Annotated in this window: 19 protein-coding genes; 8 read left to right on the top strand and 11 right to left on the bottom strand. The window is 64.8% G+C overall.

What is annotated here, in order from left to right; all coding sequences use genetic code 11:
- Nucleotides 1–5 precede the first annotated feature (5 nt).
- The 4 genes from OJB03_RS11170 to OJB03_RS11155 all read right to left on the bottom strand — a co-directional run bounded on the left by OJB03_RS11170 (nt 6) and on the right by OJB03_RS11155 (nt 3845).
- Nucleotides 6–650, bottom strand: a complete 645-nt coding sequence (locus OJB03_RS11170) for a hypothetical protein (RefSeq protein WP_263787445.1) — start codon at nt 648–650, stop codon at nt 6–8.
- Nucleotides 647–1171 (bottom strand): metallophosphoesterase, encoded by a 525-nt coding sequence (locus OJB03_RS11165; protein ID WP_263787443.1) that lies wholly within the window; start codon nt 1169–1171, stop codon nt 647–649. The genes OJB03_RS11170 and OJB03_RS11165 overlap by 4 nt, the downstream gene beginning before the upstream one ends.
- Before the next feature lie 120 nt (nt 1172–1291).
- The gene (locus OJB03_RS11160) at nt 1292–1972 is read right to left on the bottom strand and encodes a metal-dependent hydrolase (protein WP_263787441.1); all 681 of its coding nucleotides are present in this window, start codon (nt 1970–1972) and stop codon (nt 1292–1294) included.
- A gap of 115 nt (nt 1973–2087) precedes the next feature.
- Nucleotides 2088–3845 carry a LamG-like jellyroll fold domain-containing protein gene (locus tag OJB03_RS11155; protein ID WP_263787439.1) on the bottom strand — a complete coding sequence of 586 codons (1758 nt, stop codon included), beginning with the start codon at nt 3843–3845 and terminating at the stop codon, nt 2088–2090.
- A gap of 154 nt (nt 3846–3999) precedes the next feature.
- On the opposite strand from OJB03_RS11155, the gene OJB03_RS11150 reads away from it, so the two are divergent.
- Nucleotides 4000–4467 (top strand): hypothetical protein, encoded by a 468-nt coding sequence (locus OJB03_RS11150; RefSeq protein WP_263787437.1) that lies wholly within the window; start codon nt 4000–4002, stop codon nt 4465–4467.
- Nucleotides 4468–4599: 132 nt separating this feature from the next.
- The gene (locus tag OJB03_RS11145) at nt 4600–5313 is read left to right on the top strand and encodes a ferredoxin--NADP reductase (RefSeq protein ID WP_263787435.1); all 714 of its coding nucleotides are present in this window, start codon (nt 4600–4602) and stop codon (nt 5311–5313) included.
- Between the two features lie 62 nt (nt 5314–5375).
- On the opposite strand, the gene OJB03_RS11140 is transcribed toward OJB03_RS11145, so the two are convergent.
- Nucleotides 5376–5954, bottom strand: coding sequence for an RNA polymerase sigma factor (locus OJB03_RS11140; RefSeq protein WP_263787433.1), 579 nt, complete (start codon nt 5952–5954; stop codon nt 5376–5378).
- Nucleotides 5955–6115: 161 nt separating this feature from the next.
- Between OJB03_RS11140 and OJB03_RS11135 the strand changes: the two genes are divergently transcribed.
- Entirely contained in the window at nt 6116–7264 is a 1149-nt protein-coding gene (locus OJB03_RS11135; RefSeq protein WP_423816376.1) for a DmpA family aminopeptidase, read from the top strand.
- A 15-nt stretch (nt 7265–7279) separates the two neighbouring features.
- Nucleotides 7280–7546: a hypothetical protein gene (locus OJB03_RS11130; RefSeq protein ID WP_263787429.1), complete on the top strand. Its 267-nt coding sequence runs from the start codon at nt 7280–7282 to the stop codon at nt 7544–7546.
- A gap of 24 nt (nt 7547–7570) precedes the next feature.
- On the opposite strand, the gene glgA is transcribed toward OJB03_RS11130, so the two are convergent.
- From glgA to OJB03_RS11110, 4 genes are all read right to left on the bottom strand, one after another.
- Nucleotides 7571–8788, bottom strand: a complete 1218-nt coding sequence (glgA, locus tag OJB03_RS11125) for a glycogen synthase (protein ID WP_263787427.1) — start codon at nt 8786–8788, stop codon at nt 7571–7573.
- Between the two features lie 156 nt (nt 8789–8944).
- Nucleotides 8945–10228, bottom strand: coding sequence for a glucose-1-phosphate adenylyltransferase (locus OJB03_RS11120; RefSeq protein WP_263787424.1), 1284 nt, complete (start codon nt 10226–10228; stop codon nt 8945–8947).
- Nucleotides 10229–10383: 155 nt separating this feature from the next.
- On the bottom strand, nt 10384–12330 hold the full coding sequence (locus OJB03_RS11115; RefSeq protein WP_263787422.1) for a choice-of-anchor B family protein: 1947 nt from the start codon (nt 12328–12330) through the stop codon (nt 10384–10386).
- A gap of 163 nt (nt 12331–12493) precedes the next feature.
- Entirely contained in the window at nt 12494–12721 is a 228-nt protein-coding gene (locus OJB03_RS11110) for a DUF2905 domain-containing protein (RefSeq protein WP_263787419.1), read from the bottom strand.
- Between the two features lie 168 nt (nt 12722–12889).
- On the opposite strand from OJB03_RS11110, the gene OJB03_RS11105 reads away from it, so the two are divergent.
- Nucleotides 12890–13369 carry a hypothetical protein gene (locus tag OJB03_RS11105; RefSeq protein WP_263787417.1) on the top strand — a complete coding sequence of 160 codons (480 nt, stop codon included), beginning with the start codon at nt 12890–12892 and terminating at the stop codon, nt 13367–13369.
- Between the two features lie 31 nt (nt 13370–13400).
- Here OJB03_RS11105 and OJB03_RS11100 read toward each other — a convergent pair whose 3' ends face one another.
- Nucleotides 13401–14246: a carbon-nitrogen hydrolase family protein gene (locus OJB03_RS11100; protein ID WP_263787415.1), complete on the bottom strand. Its 846-nt coding sequence runs from the start codon at nt 14244–14246 to the stop codon at nt 13401–13403.
- A 42-nt stretch (nt 14247–14288) separates the two neighbouring features.
- Complete coding sequence (locus tag OJB03_RS11095; RefSeq protein WP_263787412.1) at nt 14289–14726, bottom strand: SPOR domain-containing protein; 438 nt, start codon at nt 14724–14726, stop codon at nt 14289–14291.
- A 213-nt stretch (nt 14727–14939) separates the two neighbouring features.
- Here OJB03_RS11095 and OJB03_RS11090 point away from each other — a divergent pair, with 213 nt between their 5' ends.
- The 3 genes from OJB03_RS11090 to OJB03_RS11080 all read left to right on the top strand — a co-directional run bounded on the left by OJB03_RS11090 (nt 14940) and on the right by OJB03_RS11080 (nt 21558).
- Nucleotides 14940–15704, top strand: coding sequence for a DUF6503 family protein (locus OJB03_RS11090; RefSeq protein ID WP_263787410.1), 765 nt, complete (start codon nt 14940–14942; stop codon nt 15702–15704).
- A gap of 502 nt (nt 15705–16206) precedes the next feature.
- Entirely contained in the window at nt 16207–19797 is a 3591-nt protein-coding gene (locus OJB03_RS11085) for a TonB-dependent receptor (protein WP_263787408.1), read from the top strand.
- A 129-nt stretch (nt 19798–19926) separates the two neighbouring features.
- A complete protein-coding gene (locus OJB03_RS11080; RefSeq protein ID WP_263787406.1) occupies nt 19927–21558 on the top strand; it encodes a PKD domain-containing protein in 1632 nt (543 codons plus the stop codon).
- Nucleotides 21559–21808 lie beyond the last annotated feature (250 nt).

The raw sequence follows: 21808 nt of genomic DNA, 5'->3' as shown, positions 1-21808 counted from the left end.
GGGCGTCACGGCACAGCGTAGCCGGCGACCGCCTGCGCGAGAAGCCATGCGTAGAGCGCCTCGGCGGCGAGGGCCGGGAGGAGGTAGGCAACATGGTAGCGCGGGGTCTCGTCGGGGCCGCCAAGCATCCCAAACCTGCGCCCGAAGCTCAGGAGGGGCACGAGACCGACCACCACGTACGCCCCTAGGCCCCAAAGCGGGCGCTGGTCCTGCCGGCCATCGGACGGCCGCTGGACTGCGCGGACCCGGCCAAAGACCGGAGTCCGAACGACCCGCAGGGTGTCGCTGCCCGCCACCCGGCGCCCAAAGTTGAGGCTCACCGCCACAGATCCTGCGCAGCCGGGGCGGGTGGTGAACAGAAGGCGGCGGCCCGTGTCGGGGCGCTCGTCCACGCAGCCGGGGCGATTGGGCCAGCCCACCGAAATGTTCATTCCGTCCGGGGCAAGCCAATTAGTGGTGAGGGCCCGTCGATACGAAATGCCAGTCTCTGCTGCCCCGGGCAGGACGATGTCGATGACCAACAGCAGGCTTAGCGCCGCCGTGGGCAGGGCGAGCAGACGAATGCCCCGGATGACCCACCGGGTCAACTCGCGGCGCCCGACGGCCCCGTCGTAGCGACGGCCTCGATGGCGCGGGTCGCGCGTCGTCATGTGTCGGGGGCCTGGGCCGGCGACGAGTCGGGATCAAGGTGCACCACGGCCGCCTCCGTGGCCCGGCCCTCCTCCACGGTGAGCCGGAGGCACGTCTTCTTCTGATGGAAGCCCTGTTTCCCCGCGGCGCCGGGATTGACGTAGAGCATGTCGTCGAGGGCCGCCACTCGCTCCACCCGGAGGATGTGGCTGTGCCCGCATACCAGCACGTCGGGCGGGGTGGCTTCCAGTTTCGTCCCCATTCCGTCCTGCCAGCGCCCGGGCCGGCCGGCAATGTGGGTCATCCACACGTCGAGCCCCGCCACCGTGAACCGTTCGTGCTCGGCGAGTCGGCGGCGAATGGAGGCGTCGTCGATGTTGCCCCAGACGGCCGTGACCGGGGCCACCGCCTCCAGCCCGTCCAGAATGGCGGGGTCGCCTACGTCCCCGGCGTGCAGAATTCGGTCCACGCCCGCCAGGTCGCCCGCCAGATTGGGATTGAAGTGTCCATGGGTGTCCGAGACAATGCCGAGGGTGGTCACGCGGTCGTACAGAACTGAATGAGACGGAGCGTCGACCGGACGGCCGACCGCGGACCGCAATGGCGGGGCGGTCCGCAGTCCACCGTTCAGCCGAAGGCCGGAGAACGGGTGGAGCGGTCGCTACAGCGCAGCCGTCTCGCCGGCCCCGAAGACGCGCGTGTCGTACCCGGCCTCGCCGAAGGCATCCTCAAATGCGTCGAGGTCGGTTTCGAGGGGCGGGAAGGTGTCGTAGTGCAGGGGAACGACCAGCTCCGGCTCCACCATTTCCGTAGCGTGGAGCGCGCCGTAGATGCCCATCGTGAAGACATTGCCGACCGGGGCCAGCATCACGTCCACGTCCCACAGGTCGCCCACCCATTTCATCTCCGCGAAGGGGGCCGTGTCGCCGGTGTTGTAGATCACATCGTCGCCCAGCTCCAGGATGAATCCATTGGGCACCCCGCCGTAGGAGCCGTCGGGAAAGGACGAACTGTGCCGCGCATGGGTCGACTCGACATGGCCCCAGTCGAATTCCACACTGCCGCCCTCATTCAGCGGCTGAATCGCGTCGTGGCCGTACTCCTCCTGGACATACTGCGTAATTTCGAAGTTGCTGATGACGAGCGGATCGCTGGCCTCCAGTACTGCCTCGACGTCGGAGAAGTGGTCGAAGTGGGCGTGCGTAATCAGGAGCACATCGGGGTCGAGCGTGCCCGGGTCGGTCTCGGTGTGCGGGTTTTCTGCGAAAAACGGATCGAAGAGAAGCGTGACGTCCGCCGTTTCGATTTGGAAGGTGGAGTGCCCGAAGTACGTGAGGTCCATGAGAGTCGGTATCGTCTCGTGTGATCAGGATGACGGAACGAATCTGCGCGGTGGAACGGGGGACGCCACCCGACCTGTTTCCCAGAGCGGGAAGGAGAGGCGCCAGCGTGCCCCGCTACTTCAGGAGCACCATCCGGGCCGACTGGATGCCCTCGGGTGTTTCGAGGCGGGCAAAGTACGTTCCGCTGGGCAGCCCGTCCGCGGTCAGCGTCTGCTCGTAGTAGCCGGGCTCGTGCACCCCACTTGTGAGGGTGGTGATGCGCTTCCCGGACAGATTCCAGATCGTGAGGGTGATGGGCTGAGACGCTTCGACCTGGTACGCAATCGTGGTGGACTTTTTGAAGGGGTTGGGGAAGTTGCCGACGAGGTTGACTGCACGTTCGGGGGTGGGCTTGCCCCCCAGTCCGATCTTGATCGTGCTCGTGTTGCGTTCAACATCCGAGGTGGACGAAGCGTATCGGACCCGGTAAAAGACGACCTGTCCCGGGACCCCATCGTCCGTATACGTGAACTCCTGCGCCCCGCTGGTCTGTGCCGCGCCGGGGGGAGAGGCATCGGCCTCGGATGGGGGGAGGCGGTCGACCGGCGTAAAAGATGTGCCATCGAGAGAGCGCTCGATGATGAACTCTCCGGCGTCCGCCGTCTTGTCGGCGACCCCCTGCGCATCCCACCGAAGCGTAACGGACTCCCCGTCGGTGCGGGCCCGCAGTCGTCGGAGGGGGGGCTGGAACGACAGGTGGGTAGGCACCCGCCGGGCATCCCCTGCTGCATCGAGGTCTGATCGCGGCGCATCGTCGTTGAAGCTGAGGCGAAATGGATCCGTGTCTTCGGCGGCGGGAGGAGGAAAGGGACGGGTCCGCGTCTGGCGAATCGTGGACGCTTCGCGGGCGCTCGGCCAGATCCGGAGCTCGTCGAGCCGCCCGACGAAGCGCTGGGCGGAGGAGGGGGCGCCACGCTCGGGGCCGGCCCGCCGGCGTCCCCCGAGGGCCAGGGAAAGAGCCCCTGAATGCGTGGGCAAGACCTTGGTCTGAACCGAGTCGACCACCGTTCCATCGAGCAGGAGGTGGAGCCGGGACTCAGTCGCGTCGTGGACGACGGCGGCATGGTGCCACTGCCCATCGGCCACGGGGGCTGTGCTCCGGAGGGCCTGGTGGCGCCCGGCGCGCCCGCAGTAGAACCGGAGGCGTCCGCCCTGGTCGGTCACGAATTCAAGGGGGTAGGGCGTTTCTTCGTCGCCCGTCCACGAGGACAGGATCACCTGGTCGAGGCCGTGGGTCCGCACCCAGAACTCGACGGTGAACGGGCGGCTCCGGCTCGGGGCGCGGTCGGCCGGCACCTGAAGACTGGGGGATGCCGTTGCGTCGGTCAGGGCGAGGGCGAGGTTTGACCCGCTCGGACGGGATGAGGAGGCAATCTCGACAGTCCGGGTGAGACGGTCGGAGAGGCGCATCCGTCGGTCCAGCGAGTCTCGGGGCTGGGCCGGTGAGGTGACCGGGAGGGTAAATGGGGTGAGGTGCCACCGGTGCGTGCCCGTACGGTCGCCAACGTCCACCCGCACGACCAACTCGTGCGGCCCCTGAATGGACGAACTTGGTGTCAGAAACACGACGCCCTGCTCGCGGCCGGACTGGAGGCGAACCGGGACGGACGACGTTCCGTACCGGAGGAGGTAGACCTCCTGAACTGTCCAGCCGTCCGGAAGCTCCAGGCGAGCACCGTCGACCGGGGAACTCGGGTCGAGGGTCTCGAATAGGTTGACCACCGTTCTTTCCGCCGCCCCGGGTGCAGGCATGCGCTCCGCCTGCGCGCTCACAGACGGCGGCCCCACCCCGATCGCCCCGACGAGCCAAAAAAGACAGACGACGCGGGCCATAACCATTCACTGTGTTTCGGGAATTGTCCCGACTCTCGATGGTCCCACCGAGTGGGACCCTTAACGGTTCTTAGGGCCTTGTTTTGGGACAGGAACGGTATAACCATAGTGTTTCTTTTCGTGAACCACAAATGAAGCCTCCTCCACTGCGCCCATGGCCGACCTTCACGATGACCTGAGCGACGTTGGTACCCACCGTGGCAACGACCCAGAGCCGGAAACAGGGCAGACCGTCCGCTCCCCCACAGGACCGGACCCGAACGCAACCGAGGCACAGCCTGCCCAGGGCCTGTTCGTGGTGGTCCGGGCCCCGTCGGGGGAGTGGCTTTCGATCCAGGCCCACTCCGCGCGGGCCGAGGTGGCAGGGCCCGACGAGGGAGAAGAAGTAGGGCAGTACCGCTCCGTGGAGGCGCTCCGCGACGCCCTTGCCGACGCGGACATGAACGAGCACGTCGCGGTGTTCGAGGATGCAGAGGCCGACCGCGTGCTCGTGGAGAATGACGTTTCCGCCCATCACGCATGGATTGGCAAGCCGCGATATCCGCGGGTCACCCTCTTCCGGGACGCCGACGAGGCCAACGCGTTTGCCGAGGCCCACGAGCGCTCAGGGGAGGACGCGTAGGGCGGTGGACGAATCTGATAGGTCTTGGCCGGGAGGGCCCCGAGCCGGACACCGAAGAACCGATGATTCAGGTTCCTTCCTTCCGCCCCTGACTCCCACGTTAGCTTTTCAGCCCGCACAACGCCCCACCGAATGCCGCTCGATACGATCGACACGACGCTCGAATCCGTCCACGCTCTCACGCCAAACGTGAAGCAGTTCCTGATCCGGGCGGAGGGGCACCTCTTTGACTTCGTGCCCGGTCAGCACGTCAGCGTGGAGTTCGAGGACGCAGACGGGAACGCGCGCTACCGGCCCTACTCGCCGGTGAGCCAGCCCGGAACTGATACCTTGTCCCTGGCGATAAAGCGGTACCCCGAGGGAGCATGCTCAACCTGGATGCACGACCGGACGGTGGGGGATTCGATTCCGGTTACGCCGCCGTCCGGGAACCTCCAGTTGGAGGATCCCGATCGAGACGCGGTGTTTGTCGCCACGGGAACGGGGCTCACGCCGCTGTTCGCGATGGCGACCCAGCACCTTCACGTGGGAGAGGGGCGTACTACCCTGCTCTTCGGCGAGCGCACGCAAGAGAGCGTCATGTACCGGGAGACGCTCGACCTTCTCTCGGCGAGTCATGAGGCCTTTTCGGTCGAGTACGTGTTGTCCGGCGAAGACTGGCACGGCCGCACCGGGTACGTGCAGGACCACCTTTCGGCGGTCATCGACGACACGAGTACGCCCCACTTCTACGTCTGTGGCGTGCCGGACATGGTCGTGGAGACCAAAGCGCGTCTCTCCGACCTAGAGGTGCCGGCGGGTCACGTGTTCACGGAGGGGTGGGAAGAGGGGGCCGTAGCGGAGTAGCCCTGAGTGTAAAGAAGGCAGCCCTCAAGAGGACTCCCCACGGCCCCTCCTGCGTCCCAGACTTAGCATTCCATCCGTTCACAGAGGTGTTCGCGGAGGGACTTTCGGGCCCGGTGAAGCCGAACGCGCACATTGACCTCCGTCAAGCCGAGCTGCTCGGCCGTCTCCGCGGTGGACTGCTCCTCCAGATCGCGCAGCTGCACCACGCGCCGGTAGTGGTCCGGCAGCTCCTGCAAGGCGTCGTGCACGATCTGCTTGCGCTCAGAGCGCTCCACGTCCTCCCGCGTTCCGCCGCCGGTCGTTCCATCCTGGTCGACCTGCAGAAACTCGATGGTCTCGTGCTCGAGGTAGTTGTGCCGGTCGCTCGTGCGGAGATGGCCGTAGGCCAGGTGCTTCGCAATGGAAAACAGCCAGGTTGACACCGACGCCTCGCCCCGAAAGTCCTCGATCTGGCGGTAGGCCTCGGCAAAGGTTTCCTGAACGATGTTTTCCGCCTCGTCGGCGTCCTCGATCAGCTTGACCACGAAGCGGCGAAGCCGCTCGCGCTCCTGTTCGAACAGGCACCGGAATGCATGCTCGTTGCCGGCCTTGAGGTCCTCAATCGTCGGATCGTTGGCGGTGCAGGGCTGGGGCCGTTTCATGAGAACAGACTGGACAGGTGGAAAAGGCGCGAGTCCTTGTCTCCGTCGTCCCTTAAGTCTACTTTGGCCCCGGCACGGAGTTATCACAGAACTCTAACACGGGGATAAGATTTCGACGACACATGGCCGCGTGTCCCGTTCTGCCCCCCGGATGGACCGGTATGTCGCCTCGTTGTCTCGTCGCTTCGTTCCTGTTCTGCATCGTCCCCATGACCAGCATGGCCCAGCCTGAGTCCGTGCGTCTTCGAGACCTCGGGGTTGCCCCGGGTCTCTTCGCGCCCGGCCCGCACAATGCCGTCACGGACGTGGCGGGGGTGCAGGTGGGACACCGCACGCTGATTGAGGGAGACTCGGTGCGCACCGGCGTAACGGCGATTCGCCCGCACGGGGGCGATCTCTTCCGCGAAAAGGTGCCGGCGGCGGTGCACGTGGGAAACGGTTTCGGCAAGGCCGCGGGCTTCCTCCAAGTGCAAGAATTGGGCACAATCGAAACGCCCATCGTACTCACGAACACACTCGACGTGGGCACGGCCGTGGACGCCACCGTGGCCTGGACCCTCGGCCGGCCCGGCCACGGAGACGTGGGATCGGTCAACGCCGTGGTCGGCGAAACGAACGACGGCTACCTGAACGACATCTGGGGGCGGCACGTGACGCGGGACGACGTGAGGGCCGCCATCGAGGACGCCTCGGGTGGAAACGTGGCGGAGGGCAGCGTGGGGGCGGGCACGGGCACCAGCGCCCTCGGGTGGAAGGGCGGCATCGGCACGAGTTCGCGCGTGCTCCCCAACGAGTACGGGACACACACCGTGGGGGCCCTCGTCCAGGCCAACTATGGCGGCGTGCTTCGAATCGACGGCGTGCCGGTGGGGGAGCGGCTGGGCCGTTACGACTTTCGGTCCGTGATGGAGGGCCAGGGCACGGACGACGCGGGCTCCTGCATGATCGTGCTGGCAACCGATGCCCCAATCAGCCCCCGCAACCTGGAACGGATGGCCAAGCGGGCCATGCTCGGACTCGCCCGCACTGGTAGCTACTCGAGCAACGGCTCCGGCGACTTCGTCGTGGCCTTCTCGACCCAAAATCGCCGCTCCGGTGACGCAACGCCACGTCCTGACTCGCTCCTGCCGAACGACCAGATGAGCCCGCTCTTTCTGGCCACCGTGGAGGCCGTCGAGGAGGCGGTGTACAACGCCCTCACGGCCGCCACGACGGTTACCGGCCGCGACGGCCACACGCAGGAGGCCCTGCCACTGGACCGCCTTCGCACGATCCTCCGCGAGGCCGGCCGCGTCGACGCGAATGAATAGGACCCGCCCCCGCTGATGGCTGCTGATCCGGACCGTCCGGCCCCGCCGGGCGACGAAGAAATCGAGACGACCTTCCGGCGGCTGCGCCGAGAGGGACGCTCCCGCCTGGAGGCCCTGCGGGTGATCTTGGATGGGCTCGACGTGTCCCTCGCCGATGCGAAGCGGCTCCTCGCGAGCAACGACACGTGGGCGGAGGCGCGGGCAGCGACCGGACAAGAGCCGTCACCGAACGAAGATGCCTCCGCGGCGCCCGACGACCCCGTGCCCCCGGCCCCGGCGTAGGGACCGCCCCGTACCGACGTCGGGCTAAGTCAGGAGCGACTTGTAGAACGACAGTGTCTGCTCGGCGATGGCCCGCCAGCTGAACTGCTCCTCCACACGCTGCCGCGCGGCGGTGCCCATCTGGTCGCGCCGGTCGGGATCGTTCATGAGGGCGTTGACGCCGTCGGCCAGCCCGCGGGCGAAGGCCTCGGGGGCGGCGGGCTCCACATCGTCGCCCCCGGTCGGGTCCACGTCCACCAGGAGGCCCGTCTCCTCGGGCACCACGATCTCGGGGATGCCGCCCACACGCGAGGCCACGACCGGCGTCTCGCAGGCCATCGCCTCCAGGTTGATGATGCCGAAGGGCTCGTACACGCTCGGGCAGACGAAGACCGAGGCGTGGGTGTACATCGTGATCACGTCCTCCCGGGGCAGCATCTCGGCGAGCCACACGATGCGGTTCTCGGTTTCGGCACGGACGGCCTCCACGCGTTCCTCCATCTCCGCCCCAATCTCCTCGGTATCGGGGGCGCCCGCACAGAGGACGACCTGAATGTTGGGGTCGAAGTGGCGGATGGCCTCCACGAGGTGCAGGATCCCCTTCTGTCGGGTGATGCGGCCCACGAAGAGGACAAACGGCCGGTCGGGGGCCACGCCGTAGTCTTCCAGAACAGACCGGTCGGGGCGCGGGCGGTACTGCTCGATGTCGATGCCGTTGTGGATGACCTCCGTCTCCGCATCCCCCACGTCGTAGAGGGCCTGTACGTCGTCCTCCATCGCGCCGGAGACGGCCACAACCCCGTCTGCGGTCTCGTAGGCGGTCTGCTCGACCCACGAGGAGCCGTCGTACGCCGTGCCGAGCTGCTCGCGCTTCCAAGGGCGGTGCGGCTCCAGGGAGTGGGTGGTGAGCACCAGCTGGCCGCCGGTCAGCTGCTTTGTCAGACAGCCGGCCAGGTGCGAGTACCAGGTGTGGCCGTGGACGATGTCGGCGTCGGCCACCGAGCCGGCCATCATGAGGTCGCGCGCCATCGCGTCCATGAACTTGGCGTGGCGCTCGTCCTGGTGGGGGACCGCAATGTCCGGTTCGACCCCTCGGACCCGCAGGTTGTCGTTCGTTTCGTCCTGCTCGCCGAAGCAGAGCACGTCGATCTCGTGTCGGCCGTCCTCCAACTTCGCCAGCTCGCGGGTGAGGTACTCGACGTGCACGCCGGCCCCGCCGTAGACGTTGGGCGGGTACTCGTTGGTGAGAATGACAATCTTCATGGCGCTGGGGCGTCAATCTGCAAAGAGAGTGGAGGAGAAAGCTCCGTCCACGACGAATGGGGAGAGTGCCGGTGCGCAAGAGCGAGGGAGCGCGGAACGGAACGGGCATCCACAGTCACACTCCCAAGGCCCCCACGCCCAGGCTCGAATGCGTGCTTAAATGATCGTGTCGTCCGGGATGCGCGTGTTTTTGGGGATGACGACGATCCCGTCGCGGATGTGGTACTTCTCCTCTTCGGCCTCCTGGACGTTGTCCCGGTTCTTGATGATGCACCGTTTGCCGATGGAAACGTTCTTGTCGATGATGGCCCCCTCGACGTACGAGTTCTCCCCGATCCCGGGATTGGCCGGGCCTTCCACGAAGCCGCGCTCCTCCATGTCGTGCCACCGAAAGTGGTCGGCCCCCATCATGACCGTGTTCTTGAGGGTGGTGTCGGGGCCGACGTACGAGCGAATGCCGACGACGGACTTGGAGATCTGACTGTTTTCGACGAGGCTGCCCTCCGTGATTAGCGAGTCCTGGACGGTGGAGTTTTGGATCTTGGCCGGGGGCAGCATTCGGGCGCGGGTGTACAGGGGGCGATTGGCGTCGTAGAGGCTGAAGGGGGGCTCCGGCTCCGCCAGCATCAGATTGGCCTCGTAGAAGGACCGGATGGTGCCGATGTCGCTCCAGTAGTCGGAGAATGGATAGCTCGCCACCCGCATTTTGTCGATGGCCTTCGGGATGATCTGGTTGCCGAAATCGTGGTCGTCCGGGTTGGCGTCGAGCAGTTCGTGCAGGGGCTCGCGGTCGAAGATGTACATGCCCATCGAGGCGTGGTACACGCGGCCCTCGTCTTCGAGGGCGGGATTGACGGGGCTATGCAGGCCGTCGAGTTCGTCGCGGTCGGGCTTTTCGTGGAATTCGGTGATGATGTGCTCGTCATCGGTCTTCAGGATGCCGAAGGACGTGGCGTCGTCGGCCGTCACCGGAATCGTGCCGAGGGTCACGTCCGCATCCGTCTCCCGGTGGTGGGCCAGCATCTTGCGGTAGTCCATCGAGTACAGCTGGTCCCCCGACAGGATGAGCACGTGGCGGTGCCGGTGGCCCTCGATGTGTGGCAGGCTGCGGCGCACCGCGTCGGCCGTGCCCTGAAACCAGTCTTTGGACGACGGCGTCTGTTCGGCCGCCAGGATGGACACGAACCCATTGCTGAAGCGGTCAAACTGATAGGCCCGGGCCAGGTGGCGGTTGAGGCTGGCCGAGTTGTACTGGGTGAGGACGAAAATGCGAGTGATCCCCGAGTTGATGCTCGTGGAGACGGGCACGTCGATCAGTCGGTACCGCCCGGCGAGGGGCACGGCCGGCTTGGCGCGGAGCTTGGTCAAGGGGTACAGGCGGGTGCCCTTGCCGCCACCGAGGATGACGGTCAGGATGGAGTTGTCGAGCGACGTAGACATAAGAGCGAGGGCAAATGCGAGGGAAGAGCCACCGCAAGCCGGGCAGCGCAACGGTCCGGTCGGGGCGTGGGGGGCGTAAAAGAAAAGAGGGAACCGTCAGGGCGGATACAAGAAGAACTCGGTTCGTCGTGTGGCCGCCCGACGCACCGGCAGTGCTACCGCATGACGACCACTTTGCGCGAGACCTGTACCGACTCTCCCTGAATACGGAGGAAGTACGTGCCAGCGGCGTGCCGGGAGGCACGGACACGGAATCGGTGAATCACCCCCGCTTCGACACGCCCGTCCTGGAGCAGCCGGACACGACGCCCGATCTCGTCGTGTAGGGCCACACGGAGATCCTGCGTCTCGCGGAGGGTGAGTTGAACAACGGACTGGCCACGGGTCGGGTTTGGGGCGGGGCCGCTCACCATGGCCGCGGCGGACGGGAGAATCTTCACGGATTTTGTCCGGCTTGTGCGGGCGGGTCCGTCCGCCGGGATGTGTCGTAGTCGAAACTGGTGGGTCCCGGGGGACAGGTCGTCGAGAGACACATCGTGCTCATGAGGGCCGGCACCGGTGCGTCCCTCAATGGTTCTTCGTCGCTCCCAGGTGTCTGCCTCGGGCGTTTTGTGTTCGACGTCCGTCCGAGCGGTCTGGGCGGCCGCAGAGGTGGTCCACCGAAGCTGTACGCTACGGCCCTGACGTGTGCCCGTGAACGACAGGAAGGGCGCGGGCTGTGGCTGTACCACGAACAGTCCCTGCCCGATGCTGCTGACGAGCACCATGTTGCGGTCGAAGAACGGATAGGTGCTCCACGCGCCCCGAAACTTTGGCGCATTGCTGTCTGGGTAGGTGTCGAAGTACGCCACCTCCTCCGGGTTTTTGGGGGCGGCCACGTCCAGGACCCGAAGGCCGCTCGCGTAATTGGCCTGGTAGGCGTACGAGCCCCGAAGGTACTGGTTGTGGTCGATGGCCCCGGTCGACCCGACAAAGGTCGCCTCGTGCGTCGGGGTCTCCAGGTCCGTCACGTCGAAGACCAGGGTGCGCGTGCGGTCGACGAGGCCATTCCGCTCATCCAGCTCGTCGTCGACGTAGAGGTAGCGGTGGTCGTCCGTGAGCCACGCCTGGTGGACGTACCCGACGTCTGGATAACCCGTCTCCGCAATCGTCACGGGGGCGTCCTTGTCGGTCACGTCGGCGATGTTGAGGACGGTTTCGTTGGCGTTGATACAGATCTCGTCGCCCCGATGCTCGGTATCCGGCCCTCGATACGTGACGCACTGTGCATCGTGGGTGTACCCGGAGTCTTTCGCGCGCGAGGTCCTGGGTCGACGTGCGTCGAGGGCGGGAGGCGTCACCGAGGCCGCCTCGGAAAAGCGGGCCGGCCGCCCGGATCCGCCGGCGTCTGCGGCGACATCGGGAAAGCACCCGGCGAAGGTGGGGGCGGCGGGGGACTGCACGTTGACCATGTGGAGGCCCCCGCCGCAGGTCGACCCCGACCCAGACGCATCCCCGCCAACGATGTAGGCAAACCCCGTCTCGGGGTTGACAGCGACGTTGTGCGCAGTTTCGAGGCGGACCGAATCGCCTCCGTCGTAGTGAGCGGTCTCGTCAAATGTCCTGGGACGCTCGTCCGCGCCCACGTCACGGAGACGCGTCAGGTCAAATACCTGCATGCCGTGTCCGGGGGCCTCGCTGACAACAAAGGCGTGGTGGTCGTACACCTTCACGTCGCGCCAGGTGCTCTCCGTCGTGTGGGAGGGAAGCTCGCCCACGTAGACCGGCTCCGTGGGGGTGCTGACGTCGACGAACGCGGTGCCGTCGGTGCGGCCCACCAGGGCGTACTCGGTCCCGGTCTGGGGGTCGGTCCAGCCCCACACGTCGTTGAGCTCTGTGTCGGCGGTGCCGCCGAGGGCCTCGATGGACAAGAGCGAAAGCAGGTCGGCGTCGGCGCATGGGTACGGGCCCGCCGTTCCGTCCGTGCACACGACTTTCGTTCCGGTGATGGAGGACTGTCCTTGGGCGGCCTGAAGGCCTGGGCGCACCCCGAGAACCGCCAGGCCGAGGAGGGCTGCGGTCCAGAACGAGAATGGCGGGTGTTCAGTGGGCCAGAACTGCACGACGCACGACGAGCCGGGGAGAAAAAGACGGGAGAGACGTGCTGGGCGTAAAGCACAGGTTCCTGCGGATAAATCTGCAATTACCGACGTGCCGAGAAGATCCGGTGGGGCTGTCGTCCCGGCGAGACGGTCCGGCGCCGCGGGCGTTTTGAGGTGCCGAGGCCTACCGGAAGAGCCGAAGAACCAGATTTACGAGAAGCGTGAGTACGACACTGAGCACGATCATGGTGGCGATCGGCACGTAGACCCGAACGGTATCGCCCTGGAAGACCAGGTCGCCGGGAAGGTTGCCCAGGTCGAGCGCCCGGCCGAGAAGCACGACGAGTCCGCCCAGGAGGACGAGCCCGCCGCCCAGGTACATCAGTCCGCGGCCGAGGGTGGGAGCATCCATGCGAGAGAGGATTTTGTGTCGGGCTCGCAGCACTTTATCGTAGGCGAAATAGGGCCTTCTCGTTCGGTCCGGTCCCCGGCGACGAAGAAGGTGTGCCGACAAAACTCTCCCTCAGGCCGTGCGTGAGAAGGCACCGAGCACGATTCAGGCTGACCCCCCTTCGATTCCATGATCTTCTCCATTCTCGTCACGCTCCACATCATCACGGCTGCCGCGTGGTTCGGGCTGGGCCTCCGTCTCGCAGGGCGGGCCCGCACGGTGCTCGACCAGGGCAGGGAGGCCGGAGTCGCGCTCGCGAACGACGGGGCGTCTACCGTGTGGCAGATGAACATCTTCGCAGTGCTGACCCTTGTCTTCTCGCTCGGCGCGTTCGTGGCGGGGGGGCACTTCGTCGCCTACGGGCCGCTCTACCACACGTCCGTCACCCTCATCGTGCTGTTCGCGGCCGATCAGCTCTTCGTCATCCGGCCGGGCTGGAATACGCTTCGGGCGTTCGTGACGGGGGATGGGGGCGCGTCGCTCGGCGCCGACGCAGCCGACGCGGCGCGGAAGAAAGTGGCCATCGGGACCGGCGTGGGCCACCTGCTCTGGGTCGTGATGCTCGTCCTGATGTTGTGGAACCGGTACCTGGGCGTGTACTTCACCTAGCAGGAGGGCGGCGCGGACGGGGGTGACATATTCAGTCGTCCTGGTTTGACGCGACGGCGCCTCGTTCGTATTGGTCCGGGCGGCGGTGGCGCAGAAACAACCGGCGGGCAGGAGCGTCGGCCGTCCGGCCGAGGGCGACGGACGCGTGCAGGGTCGTCTCTTCCGTCCCGGGCGCCTGGGCAAGGACGGCCCCGGACGGGTCCGTCACGAAGGATCGTCCCGCAAACTGCATCTGGCCCTCCGTCCCGGTTCGGTTGGCGAGGGCCGCAAAGAATCCGTGTTGGAGCGCAGCCACCCGGAGCTCGGCTTCGTACATCCCGTCGGGCCACTCGCCGACGGTTCCGGCCTGCGGCACCACCACGAGATCGGCCTCCTGCAGGGCCAGGGCTCGCAGGTACTCGGGATAGTGGCGATCGTAGCAGATCGCCACGCCGATCCGCCCGGCGGCCGTGTCGTAGACCGGCGCGCCGGTGTCGCCCGGGGCGTAGTAGCCCTGCTCGTGGAAGTGCTCGTACTCGGTGATGTGCATCATGCGCGTCCGCCCCAGCAGTGTGCCGTCGGCGTCGAGGACGGGCGAGGTGTCGAACGTGCGGCCCCCGTCCCGCTCCATCAGATTGAAGACCACGACCACCCCGCAGTCGGCGGCGGCCTCGGCGAGGGCCTCGGTCGTGGGGCCCGGCACCGGCTCGGCCAGGTCGAGGGCGCTCTGGCTCCGCTCCGTCACGGGCACCCGGGGGTAGAAGGGCGTGAACGAGAGCTCGGGGAAGACGACGAGGTCGGCCCCGGCGTCGGCGGCCTCCCGCACCGCGTGTGCTCCACGCTCGACCGCAGGAGCGGATGGGGGCGATGCGGCATGCTGGACGAGGGCAATGTTCATGGCTGTGTGTGATAGCAAGTCGGAGAGCACGAGGGCCGGAGGTCAGCGCCTCTCGTCGGGGGCGTCTGCGCGGTCCGGGGCGATGAAGGCATCCGGGAACGTTGGGCGGGCGGCGTCGAGGACGGCTTCGGCCCGTGTCTCTGTGGCGAAGGGTCCGAGTCGCACGCGGTAGAAGGGCGCCTTCCACGCAATCGTGACGGGCGTTTCGGAGGAGCGGGGCCCCTGCGCAAGCGGGGGGCGGTCTGCCGGCGGTTGCTCGCGCCACCACTTCTCGGCCCGCCCAAGGGTCTGGGCCGCCCGGGTCCTGTCCTCCGTGAGGCGAAGCTGCACGTGGTAGACGCGGGGGCTCGGCTCCTCCTCGGAAGACCGGCCGGTGGATGCCGGGGGCGGGCCCGAGCAGGCCCCGAGAAGCAGGCCGCCCACCCACACCCCGACCAGAATGCCTAGGGCCTGGAATCGAACAGAATTCGGTGGGGCCATGCAGAAGAAAGTGGTTTAAAAGGAGAGGCGTCGGGGCCGCGCCCCATTTTCGCTCTACAAGATTTCCCCTACGCACCGCCTCGGCGTACGGTTCGGGGCGAGAGGGGAAGGAGAAGGCCGTGCGTCCTCAACGTTCCAGTGCAACTCCACTTCCCGTGGACGATTAGACATGTCTCTCGTTGTTCTCTGACTGCATGGACCCATTCACCTCGCATGCGCATGTTCTCGTTCCTCTCCGCCGCGGTCCTCGTGATTCTTCTCGGGGCCTGCAGTGCCCCGGAGTCCCCGCCGTCCGCCGAGGCCGTGATCGACAGCGCCCGGGCCGCGCACGGCGCTTCGGTGCTCGACCAGGCCCTGGTGACGTTCAACTTCCGAGGCGACGCGTACCGCGTCCGACAGGACGGGGGGAGCTTTCACTACCGGCGTGCCTATACCGACTCGCTGGGGCGGTCCGTCGTGGAGGGGTTGACGAACAATGGGCACTACCGGGTGGTCGAGGGGGACACGGTCTCACTCTCCCCGTCCGAGCGAGGGGCGGTTGAGACGACCGTCAACTCGGTGGCGTACTTTGCCCTGTTGCCCGAGCCCCTTGGAGACCCGGCCGTGCAGCCGACCTACAGTGGCCGCGATACGATCGACGGTGTGCCGTACCACCGTGTGGATGTGACCTTTCAGCAAGAGGGGGGCGGGTCCGACTGGCAGGATGTGTTCGTGTATTGGTTTCGCACGGACACCCACGCCATGGACTACCTGGCCTACGCGTTCGGGCAGGGGCCCGGTGAGGAGGCCGGCACCCGGTTTCGGGAGGCCCACAACGTTCGGCGACGCACCGGCGTCCGCGTTGCGGACTACCACAACTATACGGCCGACACGCTGACCGCGGACCAGATGGCGCGGTATCCGGCGCTTTTGGAAAGCGACGCCCTGGAATTGGTATCGGAGATTGAGATCGACAGTGTGCAGGTCCGTCCACTCTGACGGAGGATACGCCCGCGAGGGGTGCGGCTCAACCCGTCGAATTGAGATGCTTATTTCGTATGCGCACTGCTGGCGACGCTGCTGGTGCCGGGGCGCTCCAGTGCACTGCGGCGGTGCACCGCGAGCCATGAGATTTCCGTCAGTACCTCGCACCGCGGGACCGGTGGGTGTTGTGGATGCGACCGGTCGATCCCAGGACGCCCTGAGGAATGTCGGAAAGGTCGTCTCACGCCTCTTCGGAGCCGGTGCAGAGCTTGAAAAACTTGTACTTGAGAACGGTCGACTGTTATGAAACCATTATCCCGACATTAAAGACGTGCGAGGCATAGTATCTTAAAAAAGAGAGGTGGCAAAAGCAGGAAATGGTTCGTATCGTACGGATGGTTATCGCCTTCACCCCGGTTTGCTGAGTGCGTCAGGCGATAAAAAGAATCAACGCCGTGAAATCCGGGATCGGTACTTCACCTTACTCGCTTTTGGTCTAACAACCCATTCGTCCATCATGAAACGTTGGGCTACAATCCTTCCCTTATTTTTGCTCGTGGGGCTCCTTGGCTGGCCGCCGGCCGCCCACGGCCAAGGCGTTACCTCGGCAACCGTCAGTGGCACGATCCTCGACGAGAATGGGGCCCCCCTTCCGGGCGCCAACGTCGTGGCCGTGCATGAGCCGAGCGGGTCGCGCTACGGTACGTCTACCGGCGAAGACGGTCAGTTCACCGTCGCGAACGTGCGTGTGGGCGGTCCCTACACAATCACGGCTTCGTTTGTGGGATACCAGTCCAAGCGTGAGACTGAGGTTCAGCTTGACCTTGGGGAGACGCGGGAGTTTCGCTTCCAGCTACAGCCGCAGACCGAGCAGATGGACGAAGTGACGGTTGTGGGGGAGCAGGGCGCCGTGTTCGACGAGAGCCGCAAGGGCCTCTCCACCAACATTTCTCAGGAAGAGGTCGAGACCGCACCGACCCTGGACCGTGAGATCGCAGACTTCGCGCGGTTCACGCCTCAGGCGATCGTTGGAAACAGTGATGACGACGGCTCTTCGATCTCGATTGCCGGTCAGAACAACCGGTACAATTCCGTCTTCATCGATGGTGCGGTGAGCAACGACGTGTTCGGCCTTTCGGCGCAGGGCACCGACGGCGGACAGACGGGGGCCTCGCCAATCAGCACCGATGCGATCAAGAGCTTCAACATCGAGGTATCTCCGTACGACGTCACGCAGAGCTACTTCGGCGGCGGGGCCATCAACGCCATCACCCGGAGCGGGACGAATCAGTACAAGGGATCGGTGGCTTTTGAGTACCGGGACCAGAACGTCACGGAAGATCTTCCCGACGGGGCATTCCCGGACTTCACGAACGAGCGCTATGTGGGACGCTTCGGCGGACCCATCGTCGAGGACGAACTCTTCTTCTTCGTCAACTTTGACATCAACCGGGAGTCCTCGCCGCAGCCGTTCCAAAGCACCCTAGGACCGGACGGCGACTTTCAGGGAACGGCCATCCAGACGCAGGAGGACGTGGACAACCTCGTCAGCTTTCTGCAGAATACGGTTGGGGATCAGTACAACCCCGGCGGGTTCCGTGGACAAGCCACCACGCTCGACAGCGACAAGTTTCTGGGGAAGATTGACTGGAACATCAACCAGAATAATCGCCTGAGCGCCCGGTACAGCTACTCGAGCTCCGAAAACGTGGACGCCTTCGGAGGCGGCAACAGCGCACTCTCGTTCGCCAGCCGGAACGAGGTCTTCCCGAACACGACGCAGATTGGCGCGCTGGAGCTGAACAGCACGTTCGGGAATAACTACGCCAACAAGCTGATTCTCAGCTACAAAAACGTAGAAGACGACCGGAATACGAACCTCAGCCAGCCCTTCCCGACCATCGATATCTTCGATGGTGGTGCGGACATCTCCCTCGGCGGCGAACCATTCTCGACAGTCAATTTCCTCAAGCAGGAGGTCTTCACCCTCACGAATGACTTCAACTTTTTCCTGGGGGACCACACCGTTACAGTGGGAACGCACAACGAGCTCTACGACCTGGCCAACCGGTTCGTCCCCTTCAACTACGGCTGGTACCAGTTCTCAGACTTTCTGGCCGGAGACAACGGAACCTCGATGGATGAATTTGCACAGACCGTCTGTGCGGCGACCGGCTCCGAGGGCGTCCCGGGAAGCGAGTTCTTCGACTGTAGCCAGTACCCAAATGAGCCGGCGGCAAGTCTCTACGCTCGTGCCTTCTCGCTCCAAGACAATACCCCTGGCTCCGGCCAGTTCGAAGAGGTCGTTGGTGATGGCACGAGTGCCGAGGGCGCCTTCCGCGCGCTCAACACCAGCCTCTACGTCCAGGACGAGTGGACGGCGAGCGAGCGCCTGACAATTACGGGAGGCCTGCGGGTCGACATCCCGGTGTACCTGGACGACCCGGCGTACGCCAACCGGGGTAACTCGGCCGTCCCGGACGATGCGTCCCCGCAGCTGAACCCGCGCAACACGACCATTCCCGCCATCGAGGACTACTACTCGATGAACGGAGCCCGGCCGGGCGACACGCCAGACCCGGTGCTCCACTGGGCGCCGCGCTTCGGCTTCAACTACGACGTGTTCGGGGACGAGCGGACTCAGATTCGAGGCGGTACGGGGGTCTTCACCAGCCGACAGCCGTTCGTCTGGCCTGGAGGAATGTACCTCAACAACGGCACCAACACTGGAAGCATCGACTTCATCGTGGACAACGTGCCGTTCGACCCGAATCCCGCCGAAGATGGGTTGACCGTGGCTGATGTCTCTGACCGGTCTGAGACGGACCTCATTCCGAGCGGGCGTCTGGAGATGTTCGAGGAGAACTACTTCAACCCGCGCTTCTGGCGCACCTCGATCGGGGTGGATCAGGAACTGCCAGGGGGCATCGTGGGGACGTTCGAGGCGCAGTACTCCAACACCCTCAAGAACGTCCTGGTCACGAACGTAAACCTGCGCCCGGCCAACGCCTCGCTGAACGGGCCCGACAATCGGCCCGTCTGGGTGCCGGAGCAGTACGGCCCGGGGAACAGCGAGTACACTGAGGCTGGTGATCAGCGCATTGACACACGCTACTCGAACATTCACCGCGTGGGCAATACGAGCCGCGGGTACTCCTACAACATCACAACTCGGCTCCGGAAGACGTTCGAGGGCATTGTGACGGAGAACAGCGGCCTGCGGACCGACGTGTCGTACACCTACGGTGAATCCTACTCCGTAAACGACGGGCTGTCCTCCCAGATTAACTCCCTCTGGGACGGTGTGGAGCATGTCAATGGGGCCAATAATCTCGACCTGGCCCAGTCGGACTTCTCGCCCGGCCACCGTGTGCTGGGACGGTTCTCCTACCGCCAGCAGCTCGGAGACCAGGTTGCCCTCACGACGACGCTGATCTACGACGGGCAGTCCGGGCGGCCGTTCTCGTACGTCATCGGCGGCAGCGAGAACATGGTTCAAGAGCGGGGCGACGAGAATTCCCTGTTCTACGTGCCGCAGACGGCCAGCCGCCTCCAGTTTTCGGAGATCGATCAGGACACTGGCCCGACCATCACGGCCGAGCAGCAGGCCGCGGCACTCGACCAGTTCATCCGCGAGAACGACTACCTGAGCCGGAAGCGCGGTGAGTACACCTCGCGGAACGCGGACCGGGCGCCATGGGAGGGAGTCGTCGACCTCAACCTCCGCCTCGAAATCTTCCAGGAGCTCCTGGGACGGCAGCAGAGCGTGGAGCTCACGGCGAACGTGTTCAACTTCTCCAGCCTGCTGGGCGATGTGTTCGGCACGGACTGGGGAGAGCGCTACGCCGGGGTCGGCCAGGTGAATCTGACCTCCTTCAATCGCTTCGAGAACCCGCCGGGAGAGGGCGACGGCAACCCGGCAGGCACGGACCTGACGCCCGTCTACACGGCTCAGGGTGTGATTGATAGTGCGGTAGACACCAACGGCGACGGTGTAGCTGATCGGATCCGCACGCTCGACCAGGAGGATGTCTTCGACGAGATCCGGACTGGTTCGACCTACAGCTCGCAGTGGCAGATGAAGTTTGGTGTCCGCTACAACTTCTAACTCTGGACCAACTTCAGCCCTCGTTCTCCCGGCCCGGGCTCGAAAGAGTCCGGGTCGGGATGGAGGAGGCCTATCACTTCAGTATGATCCGGAGATTTGTTCGTAATCCCACACAACGATTCCATTCCTATGCGTACTCGATACAGCATCCTCTCAACGTTGCTTGTCCTTAGCCTCAGCATCTTCGCGGTGGGGTGCGACAGTAGCAACGAAGACGGCGACCTGGTTGCAAGCTTCGAGGTGGAAACCAACAACTCGACGGTCAACCTTCGAGACCGCAGTCGTTACCCAGGTGGAGAGATCGACAGCCGCACGTGGGAGCTTGGCGACGGCGCAACCGCCGAGGGGCAGGGCGTCGAGTACACGTACGATGAGCCGGGCACATACACGGTTGAACTCACCACAGAGGGAACCGACGGGACGACGAACTCGACGACCCGAGAGGTGAGCATCGGGACCCAGCGATTTGAGGTGACTATAGAAAATGTCGGACAGATAGCTGCTCCGGGAGACAGCACACTCCCCATCACGAAGAGTGGGACGTTTGGGGGAATGAGCCCGATTGGGAGTGGTGACACGGAGACATTCCGCTTTTCCGTTGGTGCGGAGGAGCTTCCAGGGACCGGAATGGCTCTTTCCTTCGCGTCGAGGCACATTCCGTCGGATGATGCGGATGATGCCTTTTACGCCTTTCGCCCGGAAGGCATCCCGCTCTTTAGAGAGAGTGGGGCACCGCTTGGACAGGATGGGCCGGTAAGTGTCACTGATAGCGTCCGGTTGTGGGATGCTGGAACGGAAGCCCCGGACGATCAAATCGTCGAGATCACCGATGACAATGGTGACGGAATGCTCGAGGAGGAAGGCGTTCAGTACCCAGCCACATCGGACGTGATCAGTGTCTCGATTGAGAGCAAAGAAGATCCAGTTAGTGCTGGTGGGTCCGGTGGGTACGAATTCACCGTTACGGTTGAGAATGTCGCCGACCCAAGTCAAAACATTGAGCTTTCACCGGGCACGTACGCGGCCCACTTCGATCAGACACCCGCGGCGGATCCCAGCGATGTGAGCCCGGAAGAAGACGTGCGGTATCCTGGCTTCATTGGACTTGAAGACAGCACGGCCAGCACTGGGCTGGCGGACCTCGCCCAGAACGGAGATCCCAGTGCCCACGCCACCGAGCTTGACGGCGCGACGGGGATCACAGTACCGCTCTCGCCGGGTGCTGTCGCGACCCACTCGGACGACATCCAGCCGTTCAGGCTAACCAGGGCTGCTTACGGTGGTATCGAGAGTCTTGCTGAAGACGGGAATCCGGGCACGCTCGTTGAGACGCTGGGAGGAGCGAGTGCAGTGACGGACGGAGCATCCTTCGGAGGGGGACCACTTCTTCCCACTAAGGAGGTGACCTTTATTGTGGACGCGGATACCCCTGGGGATGACTATCCGGGAGACCGTCTCTCTATCGCCACGATGCACATTCAGTCGAACGACTACTTCTATGCGTTCGACCCGGCGGGCCTGCCGCTGTTCAAAGAGAACGGGGATCCGATCAACCGCAATGTGACAGATGCACTCAGCCTCTACGACGCCCACACTGAGTCGGATCAGGAGCCTGGCGTGGGTGTCAACCAGGCACCGCGACAGTCCGGAGCAAACACGGGTCCTTCTGAGAGTGGAACGGTGGAACGTGTTGCTTCCGATATCGAGGATACACCGCTGTTCGACGTCATTGAGGTAACGGTGACTCCAGTTTCCCCGTAGCACTTCTCGAAGATCCCAGATCGGTTTTCACTGCCCGGCGGTCATTCCGTCGGGCAGTGGTGTTTGGAGGTGAGTCCTCACACCCAGTAGATCTTCCACGGCCTCTTGGCACACTCCGAAATTCTGACGGGTATGGTTTTCTCTTCGGTCCGGATGGCATCTGCGTGCGTTGTCCTCCTACTCTGTCTTCTCGTGCCGTTCAGGGCCTCAGGACAACACCCGGACTCACTCCGTCTTGAGCGTGCGGGTC

Origin of the sequence: Salinibacter grassmerensis, from assembly GCF_947077765.1 — a bacterium.
In the GTDB taxonomy this organism is placed as follows: Bacteria; Bacteroidota; Rhodothermia; order Rhodothermales; family Salinibacteraceae; genus Salinibacter; species Salinibacter grassmerensis.
Note: the sequence above shows the minus strand (reverse complement) of the source record. Positions and strands in the feature narration are given on the sequence as shown.